At 57.1% G+C, this 19,585-nt stretch carries 17 protein-coding genes; 11 read left to right on the top strand and 6 right to left on the bottom strand.

Features of this window, described 5'->3' with window-relative positions:
• The first annotated feature begins 146 nt into the window (after nucleotides 1-146).
• The 9 genes from FJ695_RS19300 (at nucleotide 147) to FJ695_RS19260 (ending at nucleotide 10,165) form a co-directional block, all read left to right on the top strand.
• Nucleotides 147-1,004 carry a GGDEF domain-containing protein gene (locus FJ695_RS19300; RefSeq protein WP_168206425.1) on the top strand — a complete coding sequence of 286 codons (858 nt, stop codon included), beginning with the start codon at nucleotides 147-149 and terminating at the stop codon, nucleotides 1,002-1,004.
• A 230-nt stretch (nucleotides 1,005-1,234) separates the two neighbouring features.
• Complete coding sequence (locus FJ695_RS19295; RefSeq protein ID WP_141186955.1) at nucleotides 1,235-2,452, top strand: LL-diaminopimelate aminotransferase; 1,218 nt, start codon at nucleotides 1,235-1,237, stop codon at nucleotides 2,450-2,452.
• A 22-nt stretch (nucleotides 2,453-2,474) separates the two neighbouring features.
• Nucleotides 2,475-3,818 (top strand): homoserine dehydrogenase, encoded by a 1,344-nt coding sequence (locus FJ695_RS19290; RefSeq protein ID WP_141186954.1) that lies wholly within the window; start codon nucleotides 2,475-2,477, stop codon nucleotides 3,816-3,818.
• Between the two features lie 47 nt (nucleotides 3,819-3,865).
• Nucleotides 3,866-4,861: a class II fructose-bisphosphatase gene (glpX, locus tag FJ695_RS19285; RefSeq protein ID WP_209010728.1), complete on the top strand. Its 996-nt coding sequence runs from the start codon at nucleotides 3,866-3,868 to the stop codon at nucleotides 4,859-4,861.
• A 9-nt stretch (nucleotides 4,862-4,870) separates the two neighbouring features.
• Nucleotides 4,871-6,691 carry a single-stranded-DNA-specific exonuclease RecJ gene (recJ, locus tag FJ695_RS19280; RefSeq protein ID WP_141186952.1) on the top strand — a complete coding sequence of 607 codons (1,821 nt, stop codon included), beginning with the start codon at nucleotides 4,871-4,873 and terminating at the stop codon, nucleotides 6,689-6,691.
• An 84-nt stretch (nucleotides 6,692-6,775) separates the two neighbouring features.
• Nucleotides 6,776-6,967: a hypothetical protein gene (locus FJ695_RS19275; RefSeq protein ID WP_141186951.1), complete on the top strand. Its 192-nt coding sequence runs from the start codon at nucleotides 6,776-6,778 to the stop codon at nucleotides 6,965-6,967.
• 78 nt (nucleotides 6,968-7,045) lie between these two features.
• On the top strand, nucleotides 7,046-7,945 hold the full coding sequence (locus FJ695_RS19270) for a nitrilase-related carbon-nitrogen hydrolase (protein ID WP_141186950.1): 900 nt from the start codon (nucleotides 7,046-7,048) through the stop codon (nucleotides 7,943-7,945).
• Between the two features lie 122 nt (nucleotides 7,946-8,067).
• A complete protein-coding gene (locus FJ695_RS19265) occupies nucleotides 8,068-8,544 on the top strand; it encodes an NUDIX hydrolase (RefSeq protein WP_141186949.1) in 477 nt (158 codons plus the stop codon).
• 127 nt (nucleotides 8,545-8,671) lie between these two features.
• Nucleotides 8,672-10,165: an inorganic phosphate transporter gene (locus tag FJ695_RS19260; protein ID WP_141186948.1), complete on the top strand. Its 1,494-nt coding sequence runs from the start codon at nucleotides 8,672-8,674 to the stop codon at nucleotides 10,163-10,165.
• Between the two features lie 29 nt (nucleotides 10,166-10,194).
• Here FJ695_RS19260 and FJ695_RS19255 read toward each other — a convergent pair whose 3' ends face one another.
• From FJ695_RS19255 to FJ695_RS19230, 6 genes are all read right to left on the bottom strand, one after another.
• Nucleotides 10,195-10,908: an endonuclease/exonuclease/phosphatase family protein gene (locus FJ695_RS19255; protein WP_141186947.1), complete on the bottom strand. Its 714-nt coding sequence runs from the start codon at nucleotides 10,906-10,908 to the stop codon at nucleotides 10,195-10,197.
• A 66-nt stretch (nucleotides 10,909-10,974) separates the two neighbouring features.
• A complete protein-coding gene (locus FJ695_RS19250; protein WP_141186946.1) occupies nucleotides 10,975-12,342 on the bottom strand; it encodes an HD-GYP domain-containing protein in 1,368 nt (455 codons plus the stop codon).
• Between the two features lie 80 nt (nucleotides 12,343-12,422).
• Nucleotides 12,423-12,998 (bottom strand): sarcosine oxidase subunit gamma, encoded by a 576-nt coding sequence (locus FJ695_RS19245; protein WP_141186945.1) that lies wholly within the window; start codon nucleotides 12,996-12,998, stop codon nucleotides 12,423-12,425.
• Entirely contained in the window at nucleotides 12,991-15,993 is a 3,003-nt protein-coding gene (locus tag FJ695_RS19240) for a sarcosine oxidase subunit alpha family protein (RefSeq protein WP_141186944.1), read from the bottom strand. Before FJ695_RS19240 ends, FJ695_RS19245 begins: the two co-directional genes overlap by 8 nt.
• On the bottom strand, nucleotides 15,990-16,295 hold the full coding sequence (locus tag FJ695_RS19235) for a sarcosine oxidase subunit delta (RefSeq protein WP_141186943.1): 306 nt from the start codon (nucleotides 16,293-16,295) through the stop codon (nucleotides 15,990-15,992). The genes FJ695_RS19240 and FJ695_RS19235 overlap by 4 nt, the downstream gene beginning before the upstream one ends.
• Nucleotides 16,296-16,310: 15 nt before the next feature.
• Complete coding sequence (locus tag FJ695_RS19230; RefSeq protein ID WP_141186942.1) at nucleotides 16,311-17,564, bottom strand: sarcosine oxidase subunit beta family protein; 1,254 nt, start codon at nucleotides 17,562-17,564, stop codon at nucleotides 16,311-16,313.
• 398 nt (nucleotides 17,565-17,962) lie between these two features.
• Between FJ695_RS19230 and FJ695_RS19225 the strand changes: the two genes are divergently transcribed.
• Together FJ695_RS19225 and FJ695_RS19220 are read left to right on the top strand one after the other, a co-directional pair.
• Nucleotides 17,963-19,075 carry an S-(hydroxymethyl)glutathione dehydrogenase/class III alcohol dehydrogenase gene (locus FJ695_RS19225; protein WP_141186941.1) on the top strand — a complete coding sequence of 371 codons (1,113 nt, stop codon included), beginning with the start codon at nucleotides 17,963-17,965 and terminating at the stop codon, nucleotides 19,073-19,075.
• Nucleotides 19,076-19,088: 13 nt separating this feature from the next.
• Nucleotides 19,089-19,568, top strand: a complete 480-nt coding sequence (locus tag FJ695_RS19220) for a GNAT family N-acetyltransferase (protein WP_141188821.1) — start codon at nucleotides 19,089-19,091, stop codon at nucleotides 19,566-19,568.
• Nucleotides 19,569-19,585 lie beyond the last annotated feature (17 nt).

Genomic DNA, 19,585 nt, shown 5'->3' with positions numbered 1-19,585 from the left:
TGATCCTGTTTGGCACTGGCATACGCAGGAGCGGTGTCGCTGCTTTTTTTCAAAAACCAAAGCTGTTTTGGGTCGCTGGACTGGCTGGCGCGGTCTGGCTTGGATTGTGTCAAATCCCGGAATTCCGCCAGTCCTTGAGTTACCGCGTGAGTTACAATCAATCTGTCATGATCCTGTTCATTCTATGGACTGCGATCATCTGCTTGCGCAGCAATACCGAAAAGCTGGTGACACCGAAAATCTATGCGTTCAGTGCCGGGCTGGAAGCCACCGCTCATTTCAGTTTGATGATTTGTCTGAGCTTAGGAGCCAGCAATGAATTTCTTGAAGCCATCAAAGGCTATGTGGTGACCATCGCTTTGCTTGTCATTTTGGTGTCCATGGTCTTGTGTATGTTCACGTCGCTGTCCATGCCAATCGAAAGATCGCTTCTGCAGTTTAAAACGAAAGCTTACTTGGACAGTCTAACGGGCTTGCCAAATCGCCGTGCCATTTTCGAACATGCAGAGGCACTGAAACGGCGGCTCACAGGCGCGGACTTTTTGACCGTTATCCGCTTTGACATCGATGATTTTAAACTCATCAACGATACGTTTGGTCATGCTATGGGGGACTGCGTATTACGTATGTTCGGATCCGTCTGCCGGGACACGCAGCTGGTCAATACCGTTGCAGGGCGCCTTGGAGGCGATGAATTTGCTATTTTGTGTCAAGGCATAGGACCCAAACAGGCTAAGCACCTGGTTGTGCAGATAAAACAACGTTTTGCCGATGCATGTTTGCAGGCCACCAATGGGGATGCCCAAGTCAGCCTGAGTGCCGGTATCAGCTATGTGCCGGTCAAGCGCGGTATTGATGAAGCCCTCGAAGTTGCGGACAAGGCGACTTACGAAGCGAAAAACAGAGGGCGTGGACAAACGGTTATCATTGCCTTGCCTGCGGACAAGCTCCCGGAAAAAAATGATCAACAAAACTTCATGCAATTACATTCCGGTTTGGCCTAAGCGGAGGTCAGTCAAAATCTCATTTTGGGGTGTTTGTTGAACTGGTATTGCCGATTGCGGTTGGGTTACGCAAAGACACCGAAATTTTGGAACTTGGTGAAATGCACAATTAGTTGGCTTGCCTATGAAAGATGGGTGCGAAAATGAAAAAGGCCTGTTAAAAGGGCGCGCGAGACCGCCTCTCCGGCAAAATCGTGTTCCAAAATACCAAGCCGCAAGGATCCGCACCCATGGAGGAATTCCACAAAATCAAACGGCTGCCGCCGTATGTTTTTGAACAGGTCAACCGCTTGAAAGCAAAAGCGCGCGCGGCGGGTGCGGATATAATTGACCTTGGTATGGGCAACCCGGATTTGCCGACCCCCAAACACATCGTCGATAAGCTGACAGAAGTGGTGCAGGACCCCCGCAGCCATCGGTATTCCGCTTCGAAGGGTATCCAGGGGCTGCGCAAGGCTCAGGCCGCCTATTATGAGCGCCGGTTCGGAGTGAAGCTTGATCCCGATACCCAGGTAATTGCGACCCTCGGCTCCAAGGAAGGCTTTGCCAATATGGCACAAGCGATTTCTGCGCCCGGTGATGTGATTTTGAGTCCGAACCCAAGTTATCCGATCCACACCTTCGGCTTTCTGATGGCCGGGGCTTCGATCCGCAATATTCCCGCCGAACCAAACGCTGGGTTCTTTGAGGCTCTGGAAAAGGCGGTCATCCACTCCGTACCCAAGCCGATTGCGATAATCCTGTGTTATCCGGCAAACCCGACGGCCTATTGTGCGGACCTTGATTTCTATAAGGATGTTGTTGCTTTTGCGCGCAAACACAACATCTTCATCCTGTCCGATCTCGCCTATTCGGAAATCTATTTCGGCGAAACGCCGCCGCCGTCCGTGCTCCAGGTGCCGGGCGCAATGGATGTGACCGTGGAATTCAATTCGCTTTCCAAGACATTTTCCATGCCAGGGTGGCGCATGGGGTTTGCGGTTGGCAACGAGCGCCTCGTCGGTGCGCTTGGCCGGGTGAAATCCTATCTCGATTATGGCGCGTTTACACCGATCCAGGTAGCGGCAACCGCGGCCTTGAACGGGCCTGAAGACTGCATCCGCGAAACCCGCGAGATCTACAAGAAAAGACGCGATGTGGTGGTGGAGAGTTTCGGCAGGGCCGGATGGGACATACCTGCGCCGGAAGCCAGCATGTTCTGCTGGGCTCCGATCCCGGATAAGTTCAGGTCTCTTGGCAGCCTTGAGTTCTCCAAACTGCTGCTTGAACGCGCTGATGTTGCGGTTGCACCGGGTATTGGTTTTGGCGAATACGGAGACGGTTTCGTCCGCATCGGGCTGGTGGAAAACGAGCAACGCCTGCGGCAGGCTGCAAGAAATGTTCGCCGGTTCCTTGAAACTGCGGACCAAAAGCTGCACAACGTCATCCCGCTCGAGACATCTAGCTGAATAGAATTGGATTAATCCCCGAATGGCAGACGCATTGAAAATCGGCGTTGCTGGCCTTGGAACGGTCGGTGCCTCCGTGGTGCAACTTCTCAACAAACATGCAGGCCAGAATAAGCATGCAGCACAGATTGCATCAAAAACTGGCCGGGGGATTGATGTAATTGCCGTCAGTGCCCGAGACAAAACCAAAGATCGCGGCTTTGATACCAGCAGCTATGCTTGGTACACCGATCCGGTCGAAATGGCGGAAAAAGCCGATCTTGACGTATTTGTCGAACTGATCGGCGGAGATAGCGGCACAGCAGAAGACAGTGTGCGGGCTGCGCTCAGCCGCGGTATTGATGTCGTCACTGCAAATAAGGCGCTTCTTGCCAAACACGGCGTTGATCTTGCGCGCCTTGCCGAAGAAAACGGCGCCTGCCTGAACTATGAAGCAGCTGTGGCTGGCGGTATTCCGATCGTCAAGACCATGCGCGAGTCCCTGGCCGGGAACGATGTCAGCCGTGTTTACGGCATCCTCAACGGCACCTGTAACTACATCCTCACCCGGATGGAGGCCGAGGGCTTGAGCTTTGAGGCGTGTTTGGCCGACGCTCAACGCCTTGGGTATGCGGAGGCTGATCCCACCTTCGATATTGAAGGTAATGATACGGCGCACAAGCTGGCCATTCTGACGAGCCTTGCCTTTGGCACGGAAATCGCCAGCGACAATATTTTCATGGAGGGGATTACCTCCATCACCACGGCGGATATTCAGGCCGCTGACGAACTCGGTTTTCGGATCAAGCTTCTGGGTGTGGCGCACCGCACCGATACTGGCATTGAACAACGCGTACATCCGACCATGGTGCCGAAAACATCGGCGATTGCCCGGATCGATGGCGTCTTGAATGCGGTAGCAGTCGATGGCGATTACGTCGGCGAAATCGTTCTCGTTGGCCCGGGCGCCGGCGGCAATGCGACCGCCTCGTCCGTGGTTGCTGATATCACAGACATCGCCCGTGGCGACAAAACTCCGGTTCTGGGCATGCCAGCTGCTGAATTGCAGCCCTATGAACGGGCCCGTATGCGGTTGCATGAAGGCGGTTACTACATCCGTTTGTCGGTTTATGACCGTCCGGGAGCTTTTGCCGAAATCGCAAGCCGCATGGGCGACGCCGGAATTTCGCTGGAATCGATTGTCCAGAAGCGGCATCCGGCTGCGGGCACTGAAGATGACAAGACCGGTGGTGATTCACCGCAACCAGTCATTCTGATCACTTACGAAACAACCGAGATCGCCATCAAGGAAGCGCTTGATGCGATCATGTCGAAGGGTGTTGTTGCAGAACAGCCCCAGATGATTCGGATTGAAAAACTCAAATAAGTAATACGTCCCGCGGGCGTGCAGTGCGGGGAGAAGCGGAGATGTTGATGTCCAAAACCGAAACTCAGGCATCAAGTGGCCTGGACCGTATCCTGACCTTGGAACTGGCCCGTGTCAGCGAGCGGGCAGCGGTATCTGCAGCACGTCTGCGCGGTCACGGCGATGAAATGGCCGCAGATCAGGCTGCTGTTGACGCGATGCGGCGGGAGCTGAACAGGTTGCCGATCGACGGAACGGTGGTGATCGGTGAAGGTGAGCGTGACGAAGCTCCGATGCTCTACATCGGCGAAAACGTTGGTACCAAACAGGGCCCGAAAGTCGACATTGCGCTCGACCCGCTAGAAGGCACCACCATCTGCGCCAAAAACCTGCCGAACTCCTTGGCTGTCATTGCTTTGGCACCGGAAGGAGATCTTCTGAACGCGCCAGACAGCTACATGGATAAGATCGCCATTGGGCCGGGTTTTTCCGAAGGCTTGATTGATCTGGATGCGCCGATTGCCGACAACCTGGCTGCCGTTGCCAAAGAAAAGGGCGTGAAGATCGCTGAAGTCACCGCCTGTGTTCTTGATCGTCCGCGCCATGCACGTCTGATTGAAGAAATCCGGGCAACCGGTGCTGCGATCCGGCTTATCGGCGATGGCGATGTTGCCGGCGTCATTCATACGACAGACCCGGATGAGACCGGCATCGACCTTTATGCCGGTATCGGCGGCGCGCCGGAAGGTGTTCTGGCAGCTGCGGCTCTGCGTTGCATCGGCGGTCAGATGCAGTCGCGTCTGGTGATCACCCGTGACGAGCAGGTTGAGCGCGCGCACCGCATGGGCATTGACGACATCAAGCGCAAGTTCACCCTGGAAGAAATGGCTGGCCCGGACGTTCTGTTCGCTGCAACCGGCGTCACTGACGGCAACATGCTGCAGGGTGTCCGTTTCGGCCGGAACCAGATCACGACCCATACGGTTGTTATGCGTTCGTCCACCGGGACTGTCCGCTACATCAAGGCCCAGCACACGCAGCTGGACAAATTCCACCTGGATTAAGCGAAGTAGATGCGCACAGGGTTTGGCGAAGAAGAAAAGGGGCGCCTCGTACTCGGGGTTGCCCGGTCCGCCAATGACAACGCCTGGCGCGAACGCCTGAGTGCGGGCGAAGCCCGCGCGGCAATGGCGATCTCCCAGCACCACGGGCTGCCGGATGTGCTCGCCCGGGTCATGGCCGCCCGCGGAGTGGCCGCAGAAGACGCTGAAGCCTTCCTCGATCCATCGTTAAAAACCTTGATGCCGGACCCAAGCAGTCTGGTTGATATGGATGCAGCCGTCGCCCGCGTGGCAGACGCCGTCCAAGCTGGCAAGAAGATTGCGATTTTTGGCGATTATGACGTGGATGGCGCGACGTCTTCCGCCGTTTTAGCCAAATATCTGCAATGGCTTGGTCTTGATCCGGTGATCCACATTCCGGACCGGATTATCGAAGGCTATGGGCCGAACGGCCCGGCAATCGAAAATCTTCATGCCGGCGGCGCTGAATTGCTGATCACGCTGGATTGCGGCAGCACATCCTTCGAAGCCTTTGAAACCGCGCAAAAACTCAATCTTGATGTTGTGGTGATCGATCATCACCAGGTCGGTGAAACGCTTCCCGATGTCCGGGCATTGGTCAATCCCAACCGGCAAGACGATTTGTCAGGGCAGGGGCATCTGGCCGCTGTCGGTGTGACCTTCCTGTTCCTGGTTGGTTTGAACCGGGAACTGCGTCAGCGTGGCGTATTCGATGGAAAACAGCCGCCAGATCTAATGGCGCTTCTGGATTTGGTGGCGCTTGGGACTGTCTGTGATGTGGTGCCGCTTCAGGGGCTCAACCGGGCCTATGTGACGCGCGGCCTTGCGGTCATGCATCAGCGCCGGAATTTTGGTTTGACCGCCCTTTCAGATGCTGCCCGGGTCAGTGGCAAACCGGCCCCATATCATCTGGGTTTTTTGATCGGTCCGCGGATCAATGCAGGCGGCAGAATTGGGGACGCGGCCTTGGGCGCGCGCCTCCTGACGACAGCGGATCAACACGAAGCGCGCGCGATCGCCGAACGGCTGGATCAGCTCAATTCCGAACGCCAAGCGATGGAAGCTGTGATGCTGGAGCAAGCGGGGGCCGAAGCGGCCATGGCCGTTGACCAGCGCGATCCGGCGGTTCTGCTAACAGGCTCCAACGATTGGCATCCGGGCATAGTCGGATTGATCGCCTCGCGGCTGAAAGAAGCGCACCGGCGGCCGGCCTTCGCCATTGCCTATGATCAAACCGGCAAGGGGACTGGCTCCGGACGGTCGATCAACGGTGTTGACCTGGGCAAAGCGGTCCGGCAGGCCGTTGAGGATAGGCTTTTAGAGAAGGGCGGCGGCCATGCCATGGCTGCAGGACTGACCGTTCTTCAGGACAAGGCTGCAGACCTGGAAGCCTTTTTCAATGATGTCCTGAAAGACGATGTGGAGGCTGCAACCGCGCACCGGGAGCTGAAGATTGACGCGGCCCTAACGGCAACCGGGGCAACTCTGGATCTGATGGATCTGTTGGAAAAGGCGGGGCCTTATGGCGCAGGCCACTCCGAGCCGGTATTTGCGTTTCCAGCGCATCGGGTGTCCTTCGCCGATGTGGTCGGCAAAGGTCATGTCCGCGCAACCCTTGCCGCTGGGGATGGGACTGCGCTCAAGGGTATCTGCTTTAAGGCCGAGGACAAGCCGCACGGACAAATGCTTCTGGAAGGCCGCGAACGGAATCTCCACGTGGCCGGATCTCTTTCCATCGACACGTGGCAAGGCACTCCAAAAGTCCAGCTGCGCATTCTGGATGTCGCCGACCCGCAGAAGGTTCGGATCTGATACTGTTTTTGGCTCCGTCCATTAACCCGTCCCTAACACCCTTGCCGTAGCGTCCGAACTACGAAGGAATCGTGAGGGTTTAGTATGCGTACTCAGAATGAGCTGTCGCCCTATTTTCAAGAGATTGACCTGCGTACCGGACGAGCTCTGAAAGGAATTCGTGAAGTGCGGAGATCCGCCAAGCTGCGTGCGCTTCCCGCGGAACCGAAACCGATTTTTATCAACACCGGCTTCCTGGTTCTCCTGACGTTTTTCATCGCCCTTTTCGTCAGCTGACCGGTTCCCGCCTTTTCTGGCTTGAACCAACCGGCAATATGCCATTATCTCAGCCGCTCAATTTCTAGGTGGGGCGGCATGAACAACTATCCAATCGCACTTTGGTCCTTTAATCTCAGCCGGGCGCCGGGCTCGGCTGCGGCGCTGGCCGCGATGATTGAAGAAGGCCTTCAGAAGGCCGCAGACGGTGGTGCGAAACTGCTGGTCCTTCCCGAATATATTTCTGAAACCTGTCTCGCGTTTAAACCAGATGGTTTGTCCCCGAGCGAAGAAACAGCCTTTATGGCCGATGCGGGCGCAGAGCTCTTTCCGTTGCTCAAAAATTTGCCTGAACGCTATGGCGTCTCTCTTCTTGCTGGTTCCTGGCCGGTGAAGACCTCTGCCGGTATCACCAATACAGCCGTTCTTCTGGCGGCAGATGGTCGGGAAATCCGGCAGGACAAGCTCAGTTTGACACCATTCGAACAAGACACAGAGACTTGGAACCTGACACCGGGCACCGAACTCCAGGTGTTTGAGCTCGACGGCTTAAAGGTGGCAATCCTGATCTGCCTTGATATTGAAATGCCGGCATTGAGTTGTCTATTGGCACAAGAGAAGGTCGATCTCCTACTTGTGCCGTCCATGACTGAAAAGCTGTCCGGCTATCACCGGGTTTATGGCTGCGCCAAGGCACGGGCGGTGGAACTGATGTGCGCTGTTGCGGTGTGCGGTGTGGTTGGTCGGGCGGAGGGCACGACGCAAAACGAAACCAATGTTTCTGGCGCAGCTCTTTATCTGCCTTGCGAAGAGGATTTGGGGTTCACCGGCATTGGAGCAGAGATTGCGCCAACCGGCGGTGAGGCGGATGAGGAGCCGTTTCTATTTGCGGCTGTCCCGGTGGCCGCGATTCGGGATTTGCGCCAGGGAGCCGCCGAAGTTTGGCCTGGGGCCTGGCAGGCCGACCATGTGTTGTTAAAGGTCAACTCACAGCGATAACAAGGTAATTTCGAAATTCACGCACAAAGTGCACTTTTTCTGGACATATTTGAACATTAGGTATATGCCTTCAAACCTCGATGTTCAGTTGAAAGCAATCAACGTTCAAATGAAAGTGCTCTATGAGTTTCGCGCCCACATCATTGTATGAGCGGTCAAGCTGGCTGCAGAGTTTTCAAGCGATGTTCCGCAGGCCTGCGCGTCTGCAAATCGCAGCGCTTTGCGTGCGGGAAAATAATGGTGGCCGCGAAGTTCTAATGGTGACGTCAAAATCGAGCCGCCGGTGGATCTTGCCGAAAGGCTGGCCGATCATGTCGCGCAAACCGCACCGGACGGCCGCAATTGAGGCTTATGAAGAAGCTGGTGTGGTCGGCAAGGCCCGCAAAAAACCATTTGCATCCTTCAAATCCTACAAAGGAGCGGACGCCGGTCTTCGCCTTAAAACCGATGTTCTGGTCTACCGCGTCGATGTCGACGAGATGGTGCGGAATTATCCGGAAAAGGGCAAGCGGACTGTCACTTGGGTTCCGGTCGAAAAGGCCATCAAAATGGCTGATGAACCGGGTCTTGCAAAGGTCTTAAGGCGCTTAATTAAATAAGCTGGCAAAATTGTTGGCGAGATCGACTGCCGGTCGGTTGACCTTTTGTGAAGATTGGGTAATGCAGGCGCCGTAATTGGCGCCCGCTGCGTCATGCGTTCAAAACGTCCCGGATTCGCAAGAAAACATGCAAGATCTCAAAAAGCCGACCATCGACAAAGACCTCGATAAATTCAGCTATATGGAAGAGGCAGCGGGCACACTGTCACGGCGGTTGATCGCGCCGGGTGTTGCGCTGGTCTTCATCGTGCTTTGTGCCCTGGGTGCTGCAGCGACGATGGCCGATGCTCCGGGTGGGGTTTTGATTGTCGCGGCGGCTGCGATCGGCGCCTACATGGCGCTGAACATCGGTGCGAACGATGTTGCCAACAACGTCGGCCCAGCGGTTGGGTCGCGGGCAATGACCCTGGTAACTGCCTTGATCATCGCGGCTGTCTTTGAAAGTGCCGGCGCGCTGATTGCCGGCGGCGATGTTGTCGGCACGATCTCAAAAGGTATCATTGATCCGAACTCGGTTTCGGATCCGTCGGTATTCATGGCCGCCATGATGGCGGCGCTTGTGTCATCGGCGCTCTGGATCAATCTTGCCACCTGGATCGGCGCACCGGTCTCCACGACACACTCCATCGTCGGCGGGGTTATGGGCGCAGGGATTGCTGCGGCAGGTCTCAGCGCGGTTGATTGGGGCACAATGGGCAGCATTGCTGCCAGCTGGGTGATTTCGCCGTTCCTCGGCGGGCTCATTGCGGCTTGTTTCCTGGCCTTCATCAAGACGTTCATCATCTATACCGATGACAAGATTGCCTCCGCGCGCCGCTGGGTGCCGGTTCTGATCGGCGTCATGGCCGCTGCCTTTGGCGCTTATCTGGCACTCAAAGGCCTGAAGAAGATCATCAAGATCGATATGCCGACAGCGTTGCTGATCGGAGCGGCGGTTGGGGTTGCTGCCTGGGCAATTGTGCATCCGATCATCCGGCGTCAGTCGGAAGGTTTGGAGAACCGCAATCAATCGCTGCGGATCCTGTTTTCAATTCCGCTGGTGTTTTCAGCCGCATTGCTGTCCTTTGCTCATGGTGCGAATGACGTGGCCAACGCTGTTGGCCCGCTGGCTGCCATTGTACACACCGCTGAATCCGGTTCTGTCGCTGCCAAAGTGAGCATTCCTTTGTGGGTGATGGCCGTTGGGGCGTTTGGCATTTCCTTCGGACTTTTGCTGTTTGGTCCGAAGTTGATCAATATGGTCGGCCAGCAAATCACCAAGCTGAACCCGATGCGCGCCTATTGTGTGTCCTTGTCGGCGGCCATCACGGTGATCATTGCCTCCGGTCTCGGGCTTCCGGTAAGCTCCACGCATATTGCCGTTGGCGCTGTGTTTGGCGTTGGCTTTTTCCGTGAACGTTACACGGAGCGCTCCAAGCGGCGTTTGGAATACGTCAACAAACACAAGCCGAGTGGCCAGAAAAAGGTGCGTCCGATCCGCAATCGTGAGGAACAGGCCCGCCGGCGTCTGGTGCGCCGGGCGCACTTCATGACGATTGTCGCCGCCTGGGTGATCACCGTTCCGGCCGCCGCGATCCTATCGGGCGGGCTCTATTTCGTGATGGTCAATCTGATCAAGTAAGCGCGGCCTGCGGATCCAGTTCCAGACTATCAAGCCAGGTGCCCAAGGGGCTCCAGGCGCAGCTCTGCCCAGACGGGTAGATGATCTGAAGCGACGCGGGCGGTTTTGGATTTGTGGACACCAGCTTTCTGAACAGTGAATTCCGGACTCGTAACAATCCGGTCCAGGCTGCCGACGGGCAGGGGGCTGGGAAAACTGCGTCCCGGTGTCGTGACCTCGTAATGCTGTTCAAACAGGCGAATGCTGCCCGCTGAATCGCGCCACTCGTTGAGGTCACCAATCAAAACCGTCGGCAGGTAGGTCAGGTCCTCGTGGAGCTGATGCATCAATGATGAGATCTGTTTCTTGCGGAAATGGCCAACCAGGCTCAGGTGCATGGCCGCGACGCGGATCTTTTGATCTTCAACTTTAAGATCCACTGCCACCGCGCCACGTGGCTCGAGTTTGGGCAATTCAATCCGCCGGTAGTCCAAGATCTCGATCCCGTTTCGCACCAGGATCGCATTGCCGTGCCAGCCAAGACTGTGTTCGCCGACTGCAAACGGCACGGGCCGGTAATCGGTCTCGGCAAGGATCGTGTCGCGATCAAGTGTGCTCTTGCGCGGGCCGAATCGTTTGTCGGCTTCCTGCAGCGCTATGACATCGCAACCCAGCTCACAAATAACCTTCAGCGTCCGGTCTGGCCGGCGGCGGGCATCGACTCCGATGGACTTCTGGATGTTGTAGGAACCAATTTTGAGCATGGGGCGTTGAGTATTACCAATTGGGCACAGGATCTGTCGGAGATAGACGCGCAGAAGGTGGCGATATTATGCGGCCCGGCCTTTTTCCGGATCCATGCGCTGCGTAGCACGTTTTAAGGCTTCAAAACACATCGGGTCGAGCGCGCTGCCAGTATCGCTTTCGATAATGCCGAGTGCTTTGGAAAAAGGCATAGGTCCGCGATAGGGCCGTTCTGCAGTCAGGGCATCGAAAATATCTGCAACTGTTACGATCCGCGTTTCCATGGATATTCGGCCGGCGGTCAATCCGTCGGGATATCCGTGTCCATCCAGCTTTTCATGGTGACCCCTGCCGATAGAGGCAAGGTCTTTAAAGGCGCCGATGCGTGACAGGATTTCATCCGAATAGACCGGATGCATCCGCATCGCCTCCCATTCGGAATTGTCCAGTTTACCGGGCTTGTCGAGAATAGAGTTGCTGACCCCGAGCTTGCCAATATCGTGAAGGAGCGCGGCTCGTTTCAAGAGTTGCCGGTCGCGGTCACTGTACCCAAGTTCTTCCGCAATCATATCGCTATAGAGCATGACCCGTTCGCTATGGCCGGCCGTGTACGGGCTTTTTGAATCGATGACCTGAGCGAAGCCATGCGCGATATCGTCGAATTGTTTCTCGTCGGCAAACCGCGTGTTTTGAGCTGGTTCAAGCCCGTAGACCACAGTTTCAAGCGTGTCTGACTGGAGTTCCTCCCAAAATCCAGGTTCCCGGGCTGCGGTTTCGGCTGCTGCGACGAGATCGGGATCGAACCAGGTACCGCTTCGGCTTTTTAGCTCGTGTATGGCCCCGGTTTTTCCAGAGTTGACCTGAAAGACATCCAGAACCTGGGCCATAAGAGCGATTTGTGAAAACAGCGGAATGTCGCGCTCTTTCAGCTTATGTGGTCGTCCATTGCCGTTCCAATGTTCATCCAGGCTATAGATCCCATCCACAACGTCATTGGAAAAATGCATTTGCCTGGCAATGTCAGCACCGCGCTGGCAGCGGGTTTCAATAAGTTCCTTGGCGATGTCGCCGCCATTTTGAAGGATATTCACGATCGCCCGGACCCGCTCGGCGAACCCGTGTTTGAGACCCGTTTGAGACAAGACGAACCGCAATGCAGCAGGCAGACTGTCACTGATTGTTTTGAATCCGTGTTTGAAAGTGTGATCATCCGTGAGATAGAGCTCGCAGATACGGGCTGCGTTGCTGGAACACCCGAGATCCTTCAGGAGGAGAGTGTAGTAGAGGTCGCTCAGTTGCGTGTCGGGCAGACCCACCTGGCGGCCGATCTTGGTGCCGATCCAGCAGCATCTCACACAATGCCCGCGCGGCTGGCCTTCGGTAATGTCGAGGGCATGGCTGAGCGCGCCGAGCAGTTCTGCCAGTCTCAACTGTTGTGATGCATTGCTGGTCAACGGAAACGACCCTCGCGATGTGGTTTCCGCAAGGGTCGTTGAAGTTCGTTAAAATGATGTTGTCCCGGTTGGGGAGCTAATCAAGCTGCGGCCAGTTCCTGAGCGCTGTCGACCAGAATGCCGGCAACATAGTCCATGAAGGACACCCAAGCCTCGACCACAAAGGTATCATCGCCGGTCCGCCAGATCATCACCGGGGACTTGTGGAAGAGTGTGCGTGTCACCGTGCCGACCGGGAACTCTTCCAGCGAGAAATCGATGAAGATCCCGGTGTTGAGAAGCCAGGCTGCTTTTTCACCGGAGACGATCAGAGCTTCGGAGCGATGCGAGATGTCGACAAGCGAATGCGGCTGACCGGCCAGCTTGTCTTCGATCGCGGAAAAGACTGCATCAAGCTCTTCTTCAGGCGCCAAAAGGGTCCATTCGTCCGGGCCCATCCAGAGTGCAGCGCGCTTCTCGCCGGTCTCATTGCCCATTGGCGTCACTGGCAATTTGGCGCCGAAGGCGTCACCGGTTGCCGCAATCGCTGCTTCGCGAACCCGCAAGGAAAGGCGGGTCATCGGAGCCGCTTTCAGGATCGACACTTCGGCCAGGCTCAGGAGCGGGCTTTCGCCCGCATCCGGCGTGATCACGTCATTTGCCAGAAGATCAGACATTGAGCCGCGCTCCTTCCTTGTCAAAGAATATCGGGCTGGTCACTTTCACCTCGATACTGCCCTCCGGCATCGGCACATAGAGGGATTTGCCTTCCAGTGCATGGCCGTTCTTCACAATGGCCAGAGCGATGGTGCGGCCCATGGCCGGGCTGTAATAGGACGAGGTGACGTGACCTTCGGCCGGTGTGCCGGTCGCCGGGTTCTGGGCAACCGTGATCTGGGCACCTTCTTCCAGCTTCACCTTCGGGTTCTTGGTCAAAAGGCCGACGAATTGCTTGCGATTGTCCGCCACCAGATCTGGACGCTCCAGGCCACGCTTACCGACGAAGTCGAGCTTCTTCTTGCCGATTGCCCAGCTCATGCCGGCATCTTGTGGGGTCACAGTCCCATCGGTGTCCTGACCGACGATGATGTAGCCTTTTTCAGCGCGAAGAACGTGCATGGTCTCCGTGCCATAGGCCGTGCCGTTGTGCTTCTCGATTTCACCGGCGAGTGTTTCCCACATCATCTTGCCGTGGCGGCGCGAGACGTTGATCTCAAAACCGAGTTCGCCGGTAAAGGAAATCCGGAACAGGCGGCACGGCACACCGCAGAACGTACCTTCCTTGACGCTCATGTGCGGGAAAGCTTCTGCGGAAAGATCAATGCCTTCAATGAATGGGGCAATAACGTCGCGTGCCTTCGGGCCCTGAACCGCGGCCACGGCATATTGTTCCGTGGTCGATGTGATCCAGACATCCAGATCCGGCCATTCGGTCTGCAGATAGTCTTCCATCGTGGCAAAGACACTCGGCGCGCCGCCGGTGGTCGTTGTCACATGGAAGCGGTCATCTGCCAGACGTCCGATAACACCATCGTCGACGATGAAACCAGCATCATTGAGCAGGAGACCGTAGCGGCAGCGCCCAGGAGCGAGTTTCTTCCACGGGTTGGTGTACATCCGCTCCAGGAATTCGGCCGCATCCGGTCCGACAACTTCGATCTTGCCGAGTGTGGAGGCATCGAACAGGCCGACGCTTTCACGAACCGTTGCACATTCCCGGGCAACGGCCGAATGCATGTCTTCGCCCGATTTCGGGAAGTACCAGGTTCGTTTCCACTGGCCGACGTCTTCATAAACGCCGCCGTTGGCCACCACCCAGTCGTGGGACGGAGTTTTGCGCACGGGATCAAAGTGATCGCCGCGGGCAACGCCAGCAAACAGGCCGAAGGTTGTTGGCGTGTATGGCAGACGGAAGGTCGTCAGGCCCACGTCCACAATCGGCTTTTCCAAGGCGCTGGAGGCGATGGAAAGCGCGTTCATGTTGGACAGACGCCCTTGGTCCGTCGCCATGCCGGTTGTCGTGTAGCGCTTGATGTGCTCGATCGACTGCATGCCTTCGCGGGCTGCCAACTTGATGTCCTTGGCCGTGACGTCGTTCTGATAGTCGACAAAAGCTTTGGAGCGGGCCGCGTTGCGGTCATGGGGCAGGGCGCCCAGAACCGCGCCGTGGCCAGCTTCACCGCCGGAGGCCGCCGCATAGGTGACCTTGGCCGTCTTGCCGGTCGCCGCTTTGGCGGCTTCCTCACCGGCGGCATAACCGTCTTCCAGTGTTGCCTGCAGACCGTAAAGGCCCTTGGCAGCCCCGGCGGAACGTTCGTTCTGAACGGATTTGCCAGGAACATAGGCACCGACTGGCTCGTCCCAAACGACTTTGCCGCGGGATTGGGAATAGAGGCTTACGGTTGGAGTCCACCCTCCGGACATCAGGATAGCGTCGCAGCCGATTTGTCCGCTGGACGCGACTTGGCCAGAAGGCATGATGCGGCCCAGCAGTGCAGATTTCACCCGCTTGCGGCCGAGCGTACCGGTAACAACGCTGCCGACGTCGACGCGGATGCCGCGAGCCTTGGCAATCGCCATCAGGCTTTCCGGCGGCGATTCCCGAAGGTCGACAATGGCAGCGACTTCAACGCCGTGATCGGCGAGATCAAAAGCGGCTTGCCAGGCGGTGTCACAGGCGGTCGTGACCAGCACCTTGTGGCCGACCTTGACGCCATAACGGTTGAGATACGTCCGGCCGGCATCCGCCAGCAAAATACCTGGGCGATCGTTTTCCGGGAAAATCATCGGGCGTTCAATGGCGCCGGAAGCAATGACAACTTCCTTGGCACGCACTTGCCACAGACGTTCGCGCGGCAGCTTTGGGTCGGGATCGCTGAGATGTTCGGTCACGCGTTCGGCGAGCGCGATGTAATTGTGTGCGAAATAGCCGAAGGCGGTTGTGCGTGATAGCAGCGTGACATTGTCCATGCTCTGCAATTTCACGACTGTATCCCGCGCCCAATCAGCCGGTGTTTTGCCGTCGATGGTGGCGTTTTCTTCGCTCAAAAGTGAGCCGCCGAATTCGGCTTGTTCGTCGCAGAGGATAACTTTTGCGCCTGTCTCAGCTGCTGCGAGTGCGGCTGCGAGACCTGCGGGGCCGGAGCCTGCAACCAGCACATCACAATGGGCGTAGATATTGCCGTAGCTGTCATGGTCCGGGTTTTTCGGCGGATTGCCGAGACCGGCCGCAGCGCGGATGACCGGCTCATACACCCGGTCCCAGAACGCCTTCGGCCACATGAACGTCTTGTAGTAGAACCCGGCCGGGAACAGCGGCGCCATGAAATCATTGACCGCGCCGACATCGAAGCCGAGCGACGGGAAGCGGTTCTGAGAAACTGCTTCCAGGCCTTGGTAGACCTCGACTTGAGTGGCACGCAAGTTCGGCGTCTGGTCGCCCTTGCGGTAAACGCCAACCAACGCGTTCGGCTCTTCAGACCCGGCGGTGATGATGCCACGCGGGCGGTGGTATTTGAACGACCGACCGACCAGGTGAACACCGTTTGCCAGCAAAGCTGAGGCAAGCGTGTCGCCTTTATGGCCCTGCATTTCCTCACCATCGAAGGTGAAGGTCAGCTGTGCGCCGCGGTCGATGCGGCCGCCTTTTTCTGTACGGAATGGCTGGCTCATTTGCCGGCCTCCTTGGCCAATGCTTCAAGATCCGGGCATGGTTCGCCGGCCTTGTAAAACGTCAAGAATTTGTCGCTCACAGTGTCACGCACGGCGTTGAAGAACCGTCCGCAGCCGTGGATGTGGCGCCAGCGCTCGGCATAAACACCTTTGGTGTTGTCGCGCATGTAAAGGTACTCAACCCACTCTTCGTCTGTAACTTCGGACGGATTCGCCGGGCGGGCGATATGGGCCTGGCCGCGGCAGGAAAACTCAGTTTCCGGACGCTTGACCTTGCAATAAGGGCAGTAAACCAACAGCATGTCTGAATTCTCCCCTTAGTGCGCAACAGCAGCTGCGGCTGCTTCGTCGATGAGACGTCCGGTTTTGAACCGGTCGATGGTGAAGGGTGCATTGATCGGATGCGGCTCGTCTTTGGCGATGGTGTGCGCAAAGACGTGGCCTGATCCCGGTGTTGCCTTGAAGCCGCCGGTGCCCCAGCCGCAGTTGACATAGAGGCCTTGAACCGGGGTCTTGGACAGGATTGGTGAGCGGTCCGGAGTCACATCCACGATGCCGCCCCAGTTGCGGAGCATGCGCATACGGCGGAAATGCGGGAACAGTTCGCAGATCGCGTCGATTGTGTGGTTGGTGATGTGAATGCCGCCGGTTTGGCTGTAGGAAATGAACTGGTCGGTGCCCGCACCGATCACCAGTTCGCCCTTGTCAGACTGGGAAATATAGGCGTGGATCGTGTTGGACATGACCACACACGGGAAAGCGGGTTTGACCGGTTCGGAAACCAGCGCCTGCAACGGGAAGCTTTCTAGCGGCACTCGGACACCGGCCATATCCATGACCGTCGACGTGTGGCCGGCGGCAACAACACCAACCTTTTTGGCCTTGATGAAGCCCTTGGCAGTCTCAACGCCTTCGACCGCGCCATCGGCACCGCGTTTGATGCCGGTGACCGCGCAGTTCTGGATGATGTCGACGCCCATTGCGTCTGCGCCGCGGGCATAACCCCAGGCAACCGCATCGTGACGGGCGGTGCCGCCGACGCGCTGGAGAGCTGCACCCATGACCGGATAGCGGATATCCTTGGAGATGTTGAGCGGCGGGCAGTATTCCTTGGCCTGTTCCGGCGTCAGCCATTCATTCTGGACACCGGCAAGCCGGTTGGCATGAATGTGGCGCTGTGCGACTTGAACATCATGAACCGTGTGGGCCAGCATCATTACGCCACGGGCGGAGTACATGACGTTGTAGTTTAGGTCCTGCGAGAGACCGTCCCACAAATTGATCGCGTGGTTATAGAGCGCCGCGCTTTCTTCCCAAAGGTAATTGGAGCGCACGATGGTCGTGTTCCGGCCGGTATTGCCGCCGCCGAGCCAGCCCTTTTCAAGAACCGCGACGTTGCGAACGCCGTGTTCCTTGGCAAGGTAATAGGCCGTGGCAAGGCCATGGCCGCCGGCGCCGATGATAACGACGTCGTATTCAGCTTTCGGTTCCGGCGCCCGCCATTGGCGGCCCCAGTTCTGGTGCGCGGAAAAGGCGTTTTTCGCCAGTTCCAGGAAGGAATATCGCTTCATAAAGAGCGGCTCCGCACGTTTTGGACCGTGCCCGTCCTTCAATTGGAAAACGGCCGCGGTCCGGTCCTAAACTTCAAGTCTAAAAGAGCAAGCCAAATCACACGGGGATCGAACTTGTCCGTTGGGGCGCATCTTCGCGATTGCGCTCCCTTCTGCATATCAGGTTTCGGTCGCTTGTTGGTCTGAATGCGACATAATTCATTTCCATGTTTTGCTGGGCCTGCAGGAGATGCCCAAATTGGCGAAAAACAGCGAAATTGAACCATTTTGATGGAGAACCTTTAGTGTCCGAAACCTGTTGAGTTGCGCAAATCCGACAGCGGATGTCGCCCCGGTTCTTGCAATTGAGGCTGGTGAGGGTAACTCTTTGGAGAAACATCAAAATGGGAGATCCTCCAATGCAAGTTCGCGCAGCAGTGGCGGTAGGCGCCGGTAAGCCGCTTGAAGTGACCACCGTCAATCTGGAAGGCCCGCGGGCATTTGAGGTGCTGGTCGAGGTCAAAGCCACCGGTATTTGCCACACGGATGAATTCACGCTGTCTGGCGCGGATCCTGAAGGGCTTTTCCCAGCAATTCTCGGTCACGAGGGGGCCGGTGTTGTTGTCGAAGTCGGTAAGGGCGTGACCACCTTGAAGCCGGGTGATCACGTGATACCGCTTTATACGCCGGAGTGCCGGACGTGCGAATACTGCCTCAACCCGAAGACTAACCTCTGTCAGGCAATCCGTTCAACGCAAGGTCAGGGTCTGATGCCGGACGGCTCGTCCCGGTTCACCACGCTCGATGGTGACCCGATCCTGCACTATATGGGCACGTCAACCTTCGCCAACTACACGGTTGTGCCGGAAATCGCACTGGCGAAAATCAATCCGGACGCCCCGTTCGACAAGGTTTGCTACATCGGCTGCGGTGTAACCACTGGCATTGGTGCTGTGATCAATACCGCAAAGGTCGAGATTGGATCGCGCGCGATTGTTTTTGGTCTCGGCGGCATCGGACTCAACGTCATTCAGGGCCTTCGTCTTGCAGGGGCTGATCAGATCGTCGGTGTCGATCTCAATCCGGCGAAGAAGGAAATGGCGGAGCGCTTCGGAATGACCGATTTCGTCAATCCGTCCGAGGTTGAAGAAGATCTGGTGCCGTATCTGGTCAACCTCACCAAGGGCGGAGCTGATTACACCTTCGATGCGACCGGCAACGTCAATGTCATGCGCACTGCGCTGGAATCTGCCCACAAGGGCTGGGGCGAGTCGATCATCATCGGTGTGGCACCTGCCGGTGCTGAAATCGCCACCCGTCCGTTCCAGCTGGTTACCGGGCGGTCCTGGCGTGGAACAGCTTTTGGCGGTGCGCGCGGGCGGACGGATGTACCAAAAATCGTCGACTGGTACATGGACGGCAAGATCGAGATCGATCCGATGATCACGCACACCATGCCGCTGGAAGACATCAACAAGGGCTTTGACCTGATGCATGCCGGCGAGTCGATCCGCTCAGTGGTGCTCTACTAAGCCCGTGACGGGTTTGGTTGTCAGATCCGCCCGCGCGGAAGATGGGGATGGCATCTGGGACATGCTGAACCCCGTCTTCGCGGCCGGTGAAACCTACACGGTCGATCCTGATGTCGACCGTGAAGGTGCGCTGTCCTATTGGACTGGCGGTAAAAAAGTCTTTGTGGTTGAACGGGACGGTGAGCTTCTGGGCACCTACTACATCGTTCGAAACCAAAAGGGCGGTGGCGCACATGTTTGCAATTGCGGGTTTGTCACCGCCGCTTCCGCGCAAGGATTGGGCGTTGCCAGACTGATGCTGGAGCATTCGCTCGAAACGGCGAAGGCCGACGGGTTCAGGGCGATGCAGTTCAACTTTGTCGTCTCGTCAAATACGCGTGCAGTGGAGATCTGGCAGCGGTACGGTTTTGAAATCGTCGGCCGGTTGCCGGAGGCATTCCATCATCCGCGCGACGGATATGTCGATGCGCTTGTCATGTACCGGAAGCTTTAACGGTCCTGGCGCTAATC

It is taken from the genome of Labrenzia sp. PHM005 (assembly GCF_006517275.1).
Classification (GTDB): Bacteria; Pseudomonadota; Alphaproteobacteria; order Rhizobiales; family Stappiaceae; genus Roseibium.
This window is presented reverse-complemented; position numbering and strand designations above follow the sequence as displayed.